Annotated in this window: 10 protein-coding genes; 3 read left to right on the top strand and 7 right to left on the bottom strand. The window is 56.8% G+C overall.

The features are described from left to right. Window positions 1-301: 301 nt before the first annotated feature. The gene (locus tag INR99_RS14050) at window positions 302-1,513 is read left to right on the top strand and encodes an MFS transporter (RefSeq protein WP_194117004.1); all 1,212 of its coding nucleotides are present in this window, start codon (window positions 302-304) and stop codon (window positions 1,511-1,513) included. Window positions 1,514-1,589: 76 nt separating this feature from the next. Further along, window positions 1,590-3,134 (top strand): YiiX/YebB-like N1pC/P60 family cysteine hydrolase, encoded by a 1,545-nt coding sequence (locus INR99_RS14055; RefSeq protein ID WP_194117005.1) that lies wholly within the window; start codon window positions 1,590-1,592, stop codon window positions 3,132-3,134. Between the two features lie 32 nt (window positions 3,135-3,166). Here the strand turns inward: INR99_RS14055 and INR99_RS14060 are convergent, their stop codons facing one another. The 4 genes from INR99_RS14060 to INR99_RS14075 form a co-directional block, all read right to left on the bottom strand. After that, window positions 3,167-4,633, bottom strand: a complete 1,467-nt coding sequence (locus INR99_RS14060) for an ATP-binding protein (RefSeq protein WP_228098334.1) — start codon at window positions 4,631-4,633, stop codon at window positions 3,167-3,169. Next, window positions 4,620-5,330, bottom strand: a complete 711-nt coding sequence (locus INR99_RS14065; protein ID WP_194117006.1) for a response regulator — start codon at window positions 5,328-5,330, stop codon at window positions 4,620-4,622. Before INR99_RS14065 ends, INR99_RS14060 begins: the two co-directional genes overlap by 14 nt. Before the next feature lie 2 nt (window positions 5,331-5,332). Beyond that, window positions 5,333-6,613, bottom strand: coding sequence for an ABC transporter substrate-binding protein (locus INR99_RS14070; protein WP_308431502.1), 1,281 nt, complete (start codon window positions 6,611-6,613; stop codon window positions 5,333-5,335). A 121-nt stretch (window positions 6,614-6,734) separates the two neighbouring features. Then, on the bottom strand, window positions 6,735-9,794 hold the full coding sequence (locus INR99_RS14075) for a bifunctional diguanylate cyclase/phosphodiesterase (protein ID WP_194117007.1): 3,060 nt from the start codon (window positions 9,792-9,794) through the stop codon (window positions 6,735-6,737). A gap of 197 nt (window positions 9,795-9,991) precedes the next feature. Between INR99_RS14075 and INR99_RS14080 the strand changes: the two genes are divergently transcribed. Further along, the gene (locus INR99_RS14080; protein WP_194117008.1) at window positions 9,992-10,606 is read left to right on the top strand and encodes a LysE family translocator; all 615 of its coding nucleotides are present in this window, start codon (window positions 9,992-9,994) and stop codon (window positions 10,604-10,606) included. Between the two features lie 60 nt (window positions 10,607-10,666). Here the strand turns inward: INR99_RS14080 and panC are convergent, their stop codons facing one another. Genes panC through panB form a run of 3 tightly spaced genes read right to left on the bottom strand, consistent with a single transcriptional unit; the run spans window position 10,667 to window position 12,918 of the window. Then, window positions 10,667-11,506 (bottom strand): pantoate--beta-alanine ligase, encoded by an 840-nt coding sequence (gene panC, locus INR99_RS14085; protein WP_194117009.1) that lies wholly within the window; start codon window positions 11,504-11,506, stop codon window positions 10,667-10,669. Window positions 11,507-11,518: 12 nt separating this feature from the next. Continuing rightward, the gene (locus INR99_RS14090) at window positions 11,519-12,130 is read right to left on the bottom strand and encodes a transglutaminase-like domain-containing protein (protein WP_194117010.1); all 612 of its coding nucleotides are present in this window, start codon (window positions 12,128-12,130) and stop codon (window positions 11,519-11,521) included. Then, window positions 12,130-12,918 (bottom strand): 3-methyl-2-oxobutanoate hydroxymethyltransferase, encoded by a 789-nt coding sequence (panB, locus tag INR99_RS14095; RefSeq protein ID WP_194117011.1) that lies wholly within the window; start codon window positions 12,916-12,918, stop codon window positions 12,130-12,132. Before panB ends, INR99_RS14090 begins: the two co-directional genes overlap by 1 nt. Between the last annotated feature and the right edge of the window lies 1 nt (window position 12,919).

The raw sequence follows: 12,919 nt of genomic DNA on the forward strand, positions 1-12,919 counted from the left end.
TTGCTCTGGCTTGTACTTTTTTTGTACCCATGAGCTAGGGGGGACATGTCAGGATTGAGCAGAATGTAGATTTCATGCGGGTTTGAAGGGCAAAAACTGGACTACTCGAAGTTCAAGTACAAAACATCGAATAAGACGTATGGGCTCACAAACCATACAAGGAAAGGGGGATATGGCAATACCCAACCAAGTATTAGCAGTACGCACTGCCACTGAGCCGGCAGAAAAGCGCAATTGCTGATACAAGCCCTGAAACGGCTACGATTAACATATCCCTGTTCATCGTAGCCGTCGCCATTTCATGCCCCTGCCCTCGCTCTTTCGCAACCGCAACTTCCTGATGCTCTGGCTTGCCACCATCATCGGCAATTTCACGCTAGCGGTGGCCATGCTGGCCGAGACCTGGTATGTCGTCAAAACGCTGGGGGCCAAAGAGCAACTGGGCTACGTGATGATCGCCGCATCCGTGCCCCGCATCCTGCTGATGGCAGTCGGCGGTGTCATGGCCGACCGCATCAAGCGCAGTCATATCCTGATGATGTCAATGGGGGTTCGCGTCATCCTGCTTCTGGCCGTGGTGGCACTGCTGAACTTCCAGATGCTGGGAATTGTCGCAATTACTGTGTTTGCCTTCCTGTATGGCGCTCTGGATGCCTTCTTCTGGCCCGCGCAAGGTGCGCTGGTACCCAGCATCGTGCCGGAACAGGAGCTGACCCGGGCCAACTCGATCATGCTGACCACCAACCAGATCGGGCTGGTCTTCGGCCCGGTACTGGGCAGTGCAATGCTGGTGTGGTTCGATTATCAGGAAGTTTTTGCGATTTCTGCTGGAGGCCTGCTACTGGGCGTACTAACCATGCTGGCAATGATGGAACCGCCAGTTACCCCGCAGAGCAAGCAAAGCAATCTGCTCGTCGAATTGCGCGAAGGCATCACTTACACGCTCAATACACCGGAACTGCGGGCGATGATGATCATCTACGCCTTTGCCAACCTGCTGTTCATGGGGCCGCTGTCGCTGGGGATTCCACTGGTGGTTACCGAACATCTGGATGGCCTGCCAGAAACGCTCGGTTATCTGCAAAGCGCGGGGGCCGCAGGCATGGTGGCAGGCGGTCTGCTGCTGACCATGTGGCCTCCACGGAAAAAGCGTCTGCTTATGATCGCCTTGGTCATTACCGTCGAAGGCGTATTACTGGCACTCCAGGGGCATACCTACTGGGTGTGGGCGGCAGTCGGGGTACAGTTCCTGCTCGGGCTGGGCATTGCCTCCAACAATGTACCGATGATGTCAGTGATCCAGCAATATACCGACCGGGAGAAAATCGGTCGGGTGATGAGCCTGAACACGATGGCTGCGATGGGACTATCGCCGCTTTCCTATGCAATGGTTACCGGCCTGCTGGCGATTCATGTGAGTATTGGCTGGATCATGCCTGTCTTTGGGCTCGTGATGTCAGCAGCAATGCTGTGGTGTATCGCTGCAATGCCCGTTGTACGGCAAAGCGACTGAGGCCCTCGTTCTTCAAAAGGCAATTCTTTACATCGCGCGACAGTGCAGGCAGGATGCCGGCACAAGGAGATAAACCATGTGGCGCGTTTTTACTTTGCTGACACTCTGCTTCGTCAGCATGGCCGTACAGGCTCGCAGCGTATTACCGATATTCCAAAAACAGGTTGGCGACCTGGTTGAGCTGCGCTCGGAAGCCTACCGGTTTGCCCAGCAAAACGGCATCCTCACCCAGAAAGAACCCAAGCTGACCCGAGCCCAAAGCAATCAATTGCGTGAACTCGCTCAGCGTTATATCAACCTGCGGGCTGAACTCTTACCCAATGCGCGTGCCGTGGCTCCGCTTTTTCAGCTGGGCACACGCATCACGCTGACCAGTGATCGCCCTACAGGTGAAGATGCCAGCGCGGTAACACTCAGCACCAGTCGTGGTGGCCTGCAACGTCAGATCTGGATCAACCCCGAAGATCGTGCCGGACGTGAACTCCTGCTAGATATCCAGTATGGGCTGACAACCGCTTTGGTGTTGATGGACAGCTATCAAATCGCGGTCGAGCCCTATGCCAGCAACAAAAGCATCGATTACCTGCTGACTTATGATGTGAAAAGCGACGCCAATCTGCGCCAGTTGGCAGATAACTACCATTCAACGACTTTCCGCACCCAGATAAGTAGTGCAACCCGGTTTATCGATGAATACATGGCTTGGCGACGCAAGTCAGGCAAACCGGCCTCACCGGAAGAAGACTATCTGTATAGCCTGACCCAAAGCACCGTATGGTATGTTGCCCTGCATGGCAGCAAGGGTATTAGCGTGGTTGATCGCTTGAATTACCTGGGCCGCGATCTGGAAATTCGCAATCAGAATATCCAGAACATACTCAGCCAAGGGCTGAGTATGGGCTTTGGCAACATGGTCGGGGTAGTCCAGACTCGCAATGGAAAATTAAGCCGGATGAGCGCAGCAGAGCAGGCAAACCTGGCCGCAGAGCTGAAACCGCTGGATATATTGCTGGAAAAAACCCCATTTCGTCTGACTGATAAAATGATTCCCGGGCATTATGGCCATGTGGCTATATGGCTTGGCAGCGAAGCTGAGTTACGTGAAATGGGTGTATGGGAACGCATTCCCTCCAGCTATCAGCAGCAGATCCGTCAGGGTGGACGGATTGTCGAGGCTCTGCGGAGCGGCGTAACTATCAGCACCTTGGAGCACTTCCTGAATATTGATGATCTGTTGGTATTGCGCGATCGCCGCCCGCTCGATACGCGCTACCGTCAGCAGGCGGTACTGACGGCGCTCGAACAGGTGGGCAAGGAATACGACTTCAATTTCGACGTGATGACCCACGAAAGGATTGTCTGCTCCGAACTGGCCTACGTCGTATTCCCGGACGTTGCTTGGCCACTCGAGCGCACACTTGGCCGCTACACCATCAGCCCGGATAATGTAGCCCAGCTGGCTATCAGCACACCGGCGCTACTTGATCCGGTAATCTTGTACCGTGACGGCACACGCAGTAGTGCGGAACTTCGTGAGCAGCTGCGCACATTGATTGGGACAAATGAGGCCAGCAAAACCGCCGCCATCAGCATCCCGCAACCACGCAATAACAAGAAATAGAGTCAGATCGATGACCTGCCTGCCGGAGTTCATCAGGCAGGCAGGGTAATCTGTGCCAGTAACCCACCATCGGGATGGTTAGCCAGCGTCAGCGTACCGCCATGGGCCTGAATGATGTTGCGGGCAATCCCCAGCCCGAGCCCCAGCCCGTGCCGATTGCTGTTGCGTCCGTGATCGAGCCGCACATAGGGCTCATACAGGCGGGCAAGCTCTTCCTCGGCAATTCCAGGGCCGTGGTCACGCAAGGAGATCACGATTTTGCTGACCCCCTCATCGCAACGGATATCCACCTGCTGGCCATAGGTCAGGCCATTATTCAGCAAGTTGGAGATAGCGCGCTTGAGTGCCAGGGGTTTGGCCATAACAGACAATCCCGAAGGCTCGAAACTGGCATGCTGTCCTGCCAGTTGGGCATCTCGCACCAGCCTGCCAAGCAAGGCATCCAGACTGACCCGTGTCCGGTTTTCGTGAATGTCGCTATCTTTCACGGTCTGCAGAGCGCCCTTCACCATGACATCCAGCTCATCCAGGTCTTCATGGAATTCGCAGCGAGCCAGCGGATCATCAAGCATTTCGGCTCGAAGCTTCAGCCGTGTGATCGGCGTGCGCAAATCATGTGAAATCGAAGCGAACAGTTTTTCCCGATCTTCGATATAGCGCTGAATCCGCTCCTGCATCGCGGAAAATGCCCTTGCCGTACGAACATATTCCCGGCTGCCCGTTGGAGGAAGTACCGGTTGATCACCTTTGCCAAAAGCTTCCGCGGCATCAGCCAGATCATCCAGGGGCCGGGTAAGCCAGCGCACCACCAGCAGCGACAACAGCATGACTGCAGCCAGCGTAATCAGCTGAAGCACAATTCTATCGAGCGTAAAAGGATTGTTGTTCTCAAGAAAATAGGGATCCGGCATGACCGTCGCCAGATACAACCAGTTTCCGGGCTCGATTTCAGTCTGGATCACCAGGACAGGTGCCGGACGCGGCTTGATGAGCAAAATATGCTGCACCCAGTTATCGGGAAGATCCTGCACCAATACACGGTCATCAGAAACCGGCAGACTCTCAACCGGTGCAAACGCAATCTCGAAACGAGACGGGGGCGGCAACTCACGCCGCAGTACCGTACCGACCTCATCGGTCACCAATCTGATCAGCGGTTCATCCAGTTTGAAAGGCAGGAACACCGGCTCCCGGTTCACGTTAATAAAAAAACGCGTGCCGCCCATTTCATGCAGCTGCTCCAGCATCAGCGGGCGATATTTGGGCGGCAGGCTTTTGAAGAAGCGCAATGCACTAGCAGCGCTGAAAGCAATGTGCTGGGCAGCAGAACGTGTTTCAGTTTGCGCGTTGTTGCGCAATTGCGTGGCCCACAACAAGCTGACGAGCATCTGCGTACCGAGCACGCCTGCAACCATCACCAGCGACAAGCGCCCATACAGCGACTCAGGCCACAATTTATCCAGCCAGCGTCGCAGCAGCCGGCACTCAGGCAGATGCAACACTCACCTCGGCGGAGAAGACATACCCGGCTCCTCGGACTGTCTTGATAATGGCCGGCTGCTTGCCATCATCATTCAGACGCTGCCTCAAGCGGCTGACCTGGACATCGAGGGAACGATCGAGGGGGCCTGCATCTCGCCCCCGGGTTTCTTCGGCCAGCAAATTGCGATCAAGAATTTCGCCGGGGTGTTCGACAAACAGCTTGAGCAACTGAAAATCCAGACCGGTCAGTTTTACGGTGTCTCCGGAGGGATCGGAAAGTGACCGTTCGATCATATCCAGTGTAAAGCCGAGGAAACGGTAATAACGAACCGGAGCAGCCGTTTCCCCACCTGTCCGGCGCAAGATCGCCTTGATGCGGGCTAGCAGCTCCCGAGGGTTATATGGCTTGGCAATGTAATCGTCTGCCCCCATTTCCAGGCCGACAATCCTGTCCGTTTCATCAGAGCTGGCTGTCAGCATGATGATGGGGATACTGCTACGCTTGCGTACCATCTGACAAAGCGCGAAGCCATCGGTATCGGGCAGCATCACATCAAGAATGACCAGCGAAAGTTCGTCGCGATAGGTCTCGAATTCGCTTTCAAAACTGCTGCCATCATGCGCTAGCCGGACAGCGTACTGGTTTTTCTCCAGATACACCTTCAGCAGGTCGCGAGTTTTCTGGTCATCATCCACGATCAGGATCTTGCGCATAGCTACTTTTTCCCTTCCATGGCCAGTGCCCTTGCCTGAGCCTCCAGCCTGCGCTGCACCTCGGCAACGCTGATTGTTTCATCCATAAAGAAGCGGTGTATCTGGGCAACCACGGCGTCCTTGAACGGCTCATCACTGGCCATACGATGTACCAGACTAGGCGCCTGCATCGCACTTCCTCTTGCAAAGGCCTGCCAGGATGCACGAGAACAGACATCAAGTGCCCCGATATCCTGATCCTGCCTGACTGGGATTGATCCCTTGAGCCTTGAAAAGCCCAGCTGCACGGCCGGTTGCTGCAAGAGTTGAGCCATCCTGAATTGTAACGGTTTCAGCTTGTCATCCACCGCAAACATCGCCAACGTATCGATACTGTAGAGATGATAGTCTGCCGTTTCTGGAACCGGAACACAGCTGAATTCGTCACCAGTAGAAAGTCCAAGCGCATTAAGCTCCCCCTTGAACCAGTCCCCCATCACCACCATTCCAACCTCGCCGGCGGCCAGCTGCCTTGCCACATCTGTCCATGGCCGCTCTCGCAATGGCCCCATGGCACTGCGCAAGTCGCGCAAACGCTGCAATGCCTTTGCCAGCCGGGGATCCTGATAAGCCCTGAGATTACGCTTTACCAGCAGTTCACGATAATATGCCGGCCCGCCCTCAGCCAGCAGCAAGGTTTCAAAAAGTGTCGCAACTTGCCAGGCCTCGCTGCTCTGCCCCAAAGGGGTAACCCCTGCGGCCTGCAACCGCCGAACTACTTGGTCAAACTCCTTCCATGTGCGCGGTGGCCGCAAACCAAGCCGCTCGAAGATCTGCCGATTGTAATGCAGCGTATTGATGCGATGGATTCCCAGCGGCACCCCCAGGACATGCCCCTTGTACTGCACCAACTGCCAGGTTGTAGGGAAAAAGTGATCCTGCCAGTTGCCAGCACGGGCGACCTCATCCAGTTCGACGATCAGACCCAACTGGGCCCACTCTGCCAAAGACGGGCCAATCAGCTGAGCCACCGCAGGAGGCTGATTGGCGAGAAAGCGGGTTTTCAATACCTTGACAGCGCCGACACCGGCTCCCCCTGGAATTGCGACGTCCCTCCAGGTGATACCATCCTCTGCCAACCGGCGTTCAAGGAAAACTGCGGCCTTTCTTTCACTGGCGGAAGTCCACCAATGCAATACATCGAGGGTTTCCGCGCGTGCCGATGAACATACGCCGCCCACAAACACGGCGATGGCCATCACGGCAAGCCAACAGCCTTGTCTGATCTTTGCAGCTTCGCTCACGCACGCTCCCCCATTACAAGAGATGACTATAACGTAAGCAACTACTAATGAATGTAAAAAAATATGTCTACCACACAGCCAACTGACTAGGCATAAGAACTCCAGCCTGCCCCGCCTGTCATTACATCAGTGGCAAGCGGGCCTGGCTGCGCACCAGCTCAACAAAATCCGGCTCAGGAACAGGCCTGCTGAATAAAAACCCCTGAATCGAATCGGTTTCAGCCTCTCGCAGGAATTTGAGCTGCGCCTGTGTTTCCACCCCCTCAGCAAGCACTGACATTCCCAGTGTTTTACCCAACCCGATAATGGCGAGCACAATCGCCGTATCATTGGGATCATCTGAGAGGTCACGGACAAAGCTCTGATCAACCTTGAGCTTGTCAAAGGCAAAGCGCTTCAGATAAGACAAGCTGGAATATCCCGTACCAAAGTCATCAATCGACAGCTTCACGCCGAGTGCGTTGAATGCATCCAGTGTTGCAGCCACCTGATCGACATCCTGCATCACCACCGATTCGGTCACCTCCAGCTCCAGCCGCTCTGGCGGCAAGCCATAGCGCTCGAGACAGTCACGCACCTGTTGCACCAGCCCCGGCTGGCTGAATTGCATCGGCGAAAGGTTCACCGCCACGGTCAGCGGCGGCAAACCCTTGGCAACCCAGCTCGCCGCATGCCTGCACGCCTCCTCCAATACCCAGGACCCCAGGGGCACAATCAAGCGGCTCTCTTCCGCAACAGGGATGAATTTCCCAGGCGGAATCATCCCCTGTTCGGGATGCTGCCAGCGAATGAGCGCTTCCGCCCCGACGATCCGGCCATCTTCGAGGCTCGCCTGCGGCTGGAAATACAGCACAAATTCGTTTTGCACCAACCCGCGCCGCATGCTCGTTTCCAGCACCAGCCGTTCAGAGGCACGGGTATTCATGTCCGCAGTGAAAAACTGATAATTACCGCGCCCACTGGCCTTGGCTTGATACATGGCCACATCAGCATTTCGGATCAAGGTATCAGCATCAGCACCGTCATCGGGAAAGATACTGATACCGATAGAGGTCGATGAGGCAAAGCCCCCTGCCTCCAGCTCGAACGGCACCGCAAACGATGCAAGAATCCGGTCGGCTATCGCACTGGCCGCCAACGGACCGGCAATATCGGTAAGCACGACTACAAATTCGTCGCCACCGAGACGGGCAAGGATGTCGGCCTTGCCGACTTCGGCACGCAAGCGGCTTGCCACTTGCGACAGCACCATGTCGCCGGCAGTATGACCCAGCGAATCATTGATGGTCTTGAACCGATCCAGATCCAGGAACAACACGGCAAGATGCCGACCAAACCTTTCTGCGGCAGCCAGTGCAAGGCGCAACTCGTCTCGCAGCAGATTACGATTGGCCAAACCGGTGACCAGGTCAAAATTCGCCAGCTCGGTTATCCGCTCCTGCGCTTCCTTGCGTTCGGTGATGTCAGTCATCGTCCCGATCAGGCGTGTTGGCTTGCCGCGATAGTCGAATTCAACAAAACGGCCGCGCGAGAGGAACCAGCGATATTCGCCGCTTTTCAGGCGACGCCGGTATTCAACGGCAAACTGCGTCGAATTGCCGACAAAGTAATCACGCAAGGCGCCAATTGTCTGCTCGCGATCCTGTGGATGCACCTGATCCTTCCACTTGTCAAAGGTTTCGGCCAGCTCACCGGGCTGATAACCCAGCATCCTGTCATATTCCGGGCTGGTAATGGCGGCACGCCGTCCTTCCAGTGGCAAATCAAACAGGCCGGTATTGGACGCCTCCAGTGCCAGGCGCAGCTGCTGCTCACTTTTGATGACCGCCTGCTCGGCAAGGCGGCGCTCCGAAATGTCGCGCACCACTGCGCAGTTATATTCCTCGCCGTTGAACTGCACGTAGTTGGAGTAGGCCTCGACGGGAAAAATCTCACCCGCTCGCGTGCACAGCTCCAGCTCATCAAACAAGTGTTTCTTCTCGCGCAGATGCTGCCAAAACTTGGGCCAAGAGTCGGGATGAAATTCAGGGTTGATATCGCGGAAACGCATATCCAGCAACTCACGCTCGCTATACCCCAGTCTGCTTGAGGCAGTGGCATTCACGTATCGGATATGTCCCTGCATATCGAGCCAGATTGCCATGTCAGCGCCCCGCTCAACCGCAACCTTTGTCAGATACAGATCGGCTTCGGTACGTTCCATCCTGCGCAGTTGGGCAAAGAGGTAAACCAGCAACGCCAGAGCCCCTACGCACAACAGCACGGCGACGCCAAGGTTGATGGCAATCTCTTCGTACCATGGCTGCAGAGCTCGTTCGGTTTCCAGCGTCAGCAACACTCCGAGTGGCCAGCCGTTCACCTTGCGCCAAGCCATCAGACGGTTGATCTGGTCAACCTTACCGGTTTCATACTGCACTCCGGAGGGCTGCTCCCGGTAGCGATCGGCAAAAAAATCCATGTGGGCAATGCTGCGCCCGAGATCAGCATTATCCGGAGGGAAACGCGCCAAGGTGACGCCATCATCACGAAACATGCGGATGATCACGCCGGGCTTGCGACTGACCGAAGCAAAAAAGCGCTGCAGTTCATCCTGATTGATACCAGCCACCAGAACGCCGCCGAACGAACCATCCCGGTTAAGCAAAGGCACACCAAATTGCAGACCATCGCGCTGCCCGCTCGGGTCGGGCTGATATTCGCCCAATACAAAGGGGCGCTCGGGGCGCGCACGGGCATTGCGAAAATACGGCAGCTGGCTGACATTGAATGCCGGAACAGGATGCTGCAGGCTGGATCCGAGCAACAAGCCCTCTTCATCAATCACAGCCAGCGAATTGAACAGTGGATTGATGTCCGACTGGCCTTTGAGGAATGCATGCAGGCAGGCTCGGTCACGTCCGGCTACACAGGATCGGAATACCCCATCCTCGCGAATCTGCTGCAACGTGCGCTGGCTGCCCTCCATGGTTCTGGCAATGTGTTCGTCGACTGAAAGCGTCAGAACATCCAGCTCGTTTTCCGTCGTGTGCAGTGTCTCATGGTAATCACGCAGACTGGACCAGCCGACCACTGCCAGCGCCCCCAGCAATACCAGCCCGGACAGCACGGCCAGCAGACGGCGAATCCGGCTGAACGAATACCGGTGGTCGTCACGATGGTTATTGGTCAGGGCAGTGGGCACAGCAAAGTCCTTGCACGGAAAGCCGGTCTGCGAATGCGCGCCGGTGCTTTATTATTGGTCATTCTTCCGAAAATGCTGGTGACTGAGCAAGCTTGACGACTGACTGCGCCGGCATCGGCGAGACAAAGCCCTATTGAATTGACATTGCATTTACACGGGAATGACAATCAACACCAACCCCTGCCTGCGGACCCACCATGCCACTGGACACCCTGCTCACCTTCATTGCCACCACCATGTTCATATCGGCCACACCGGGCCCCAATATGCTGCTGATGCTGAGTCACGGCGCACGATTCGGCTGGCGTGCCACGTTAGCCACCATGGCCGGCGCCCTCAGTGGGCTGGCGCTGCTGATCGGACTGTCGGCGCTCGGACTGGCTGCGGTTCTGGCGGCATCAACCACGCTGTTCACGATTCTGAAACTGGCTGGCGCCGCTTATCTGCTGTATCTCGGCTGGCAGTGCTGGCAGGCTGGCGTCGAACTGAACCTGCCAACAGCCTTTGGCGAAACGGGACTGGCACGCTATCGCACCGGGCTGGCCGTGGCACTCTCAAACCCCAAGGCCATCCTGTTTGCCAGCGCCTTCCTGCCACAATTCATCCAGCCCGCGCTACCACAAGGGCAGCAATGGGCGGTACTACTAGTGACCTTTTTCCTGATCGAATCGGGCTGGCAGCTGGCTTATGCCGTTGGAGGCGTTAGTCTGGCGCGCTGGCTATCCGCCCCGCGACGCGTGCGATTTTTCAACCGGAGTTGCGGTATTGCCTTCTGGGCAGTTGGCGGCATGCTGGCATTGGCACGCCGCTAGATACATAACAACCTATATACCACCATCCATTTATTCATAGAGCCCGTAGGTGCATACCCATCAAATCACAAAATCCATATTGTCGATGAGTCGGGTCTTGCCCAAGCGGGCGGCCACCAGAATCACCAGTTCGTGGTCTGTATGTGTCGCGGGTTTCAGGGTCTTGCTGTTGCGCACTTCAATGTAATCGACCTCAACCCAGCCACGCGCCTTGAGATCGTCAATCGCCTCCTGTGCCAGCTTCGCATAATCGCGCTCGCCACCACGAATGGCCATTTGCATGCGATCCAGATGGAAATGAATGCGCGGCGCCTCCGCCCGCTCGGCCTCGGACAGATAGCCGTTGCGGCTTGATAACGCCAGCCCGTCGGCGGCACGGCCAGTATCGACCGGTACGATCTGCACCGCCATGTTCAGATCTTCGACCATGCTCTGGATCACGAACAACTGCTGGAAATCCTTCTTGCCAAAGCAGGCCACATCCGGCTGCACGATATTGAACAGCTTGGTGACGACAGTGGCAACGCCACGGAAATGCCCGGGGCGGAAAGCGCCGCACAGCTCGTCCTGGATCGCCGGCGGTTCGACCTTGTATTGCTGGATCACGTGCGGATACAGCTCCTTCTCGTCCGGCGCGAAGATCACCGCGTTATCGCAATGGGTGGCGACCAGCGCGGCGTCTTGTTGCAGCGTGCGCGGATAGCGGTCGAAGTCCTCGCCCTGCCCGAACTGCAGGCGATTGACGAAAATGCTGACAACGACCGCATCCGCGTGCTTCCTGGCCTCGTCGACAAGCGCCATATGGCCAGCGTGCAGATTGCCCATGGTCGGAACAAACGCCACGCGGGATTGCTGTTTGCGCCAAGCCCGCAGCTCAGCGATGGTGTGGATGATTTGCATGGTAGAGATCACTCAGAGTTCGGTAATCATTGGCAGTCCCTGTGGGACCAGATCAATCGGATGTTTGCGAAAGGCACTGGCAACCGGCAGTGCGCGCAATGCCGATACCAGTTCGGCAGGTGGCTCGGGCCACAAACCGGGGTAGGTGCATTCGCCGGGGTAGTCGACCGGATAGGCCAACTTTTCGTGGCCGGGGGTAAACTCGCAATCGATACCGGGCTTGCTGTTGCCGCGCGGATCACAGCGATACCAGCCATGATCGACCAGCCATACGGCAGCAAAACCGTGCACACAATACGGCGGATTGGGACCATCGAGCGTCAGGCGCTGATATCCCAGCGCTGCTGGCAGGCTGTTGGCGCGCCACAGGGCCACCAGCAGGTGGCTTTTGGCATAGCAGAACCCAGTGCCGGCCAGCAAGGTTTCCGAGGCACTCACCGGCACCTCGTCGCGCCGGAAGTCCAGGCAATGCTCGACACGATCACGCACCCAGTCGAAACAGTGGCCTGCCGTAGCCTGCGCATCATCGGCACGCAGGGAAGTCGCCAGCGCCATCACCGCAGGGTGGCGAAAATCGATGATGACACTGTCAGCCAGGCAATCAGCCGGCGCAGGCAGGCTCATCAGAAAGAATGCTCCTCAGCCGGAAAAGTCGAGGCCTTGACGGCCTTCACATAGGCTTCGACGGCCCCCTGAATGCTGTTCGCCCCCTGCATGAAATTCTTGACGAAGCGCGCCTTTTTACCCGGATATACGCCTAGCATGTCGTGCAACACCAGCACCTGGCCATCGGTATCTGCTCCGGCTCCGATGCCGATGGTCGGTACACGTACCGCGGCAGTTACCGCACGCCCCACGCTGGCCGGCACCATTTCCATCAGGATCATGCCAGCACCGGCCGCCTCAAGTGCCTGCGCATCGCGGATCAGCGCCGCACCGGCATCATCCTTGCCCTGCACCTTGTAGCCACCGTAAACATTCACCGACTGCGGCTGCAATCCAATGTGTGCACAAACAGGTATTCCCCTGGAAGTCAGAAATTCAACTGTCTCCAGCATGATACCCCCACCTTCGATCTTGACCATCTCCGCGCCAGCGGCCATCAGCTCGGCCGCATTGGCAAAGGTAGCCTGCGGGCTGACCTGGGATGTACCAAAACTCATGTCGGCCAGCACCAGTGCATTGGCATTGCCGCGCGCAACGCAGGCGGTGTGGTAGACCATGTCACGCTGCGTCACCGGCAGGGTCGAGCCGTGCCCCTGGATGACATTACCCAGCGAATCACCGACAAGCAGGATGTCGACACCGGCATTGTCCAGTAACGCGGCAAAGCTCGCGTCATAACAGGTGAGCATGGCGATTTTCTGGCCGTCCTGCTTCATTTTGGCCAGGGTTGTCAGCGTGATCTTCATG

It is taken from the genome of Chitinilyticum piscinae (assembly GCF_015223195.1).
GTDB classification, from domain to species: Bacteria; Pseudomonadota; Gammaproteobacteria; order Burkholderiales; family Chitinibacteraceae; genus Chitinilyticum; species Chitinilyticum piscinae.

Coding starts and splice junctions, on each gene's coding strand:
- INR99_RS14050 (WP_194117004.1), top strand. CDS start 302: ATGCCCCTGCCCTCGCTCTTTCGCAACCGCAACTTCCTGATGCTCTGG.
- INR99_RS14055 (WP_194117005.1), top strand. CDS start 1,590: ATGTGGCGCGTTTTTACTTTGCTGACACTCTGCTTCGTCAGCATGGCC.
- INR99_RS14065 (WP_194117006.1), bottom strand. CDS start 5,330: ATGCGCAAGATCCTGATCGTGGATGATGACCAGAAAACTCGCGACCTG.
- INR99_RS14080 (WP_194117008.1), top strand. CDS start 9,992: ATGCCACTGGACACCCTGCTCACCTTCATTGCCACCACCATGTTCATA.
- panC (WP_194117009.1), bottom strand. CDS start 11,506: ATGCAAATCATCCACACCATCGCTGAGCTGCGGGCTTGGCGCAAACAG.
- INR99_RS14090 (WP_194117010.1), bottom strand. CDS start 12,130: ATGAGCCTGCCTGCGCCGGCTGATTGCCTGGCTGACAGTGTCATCATC.
- panB (WP_194117011.1), bottom strand. CDS start 12,918: ATGAAGATCACGCTGACAACCCTGGCCAAAATGAAGCAGGACGGCCAG.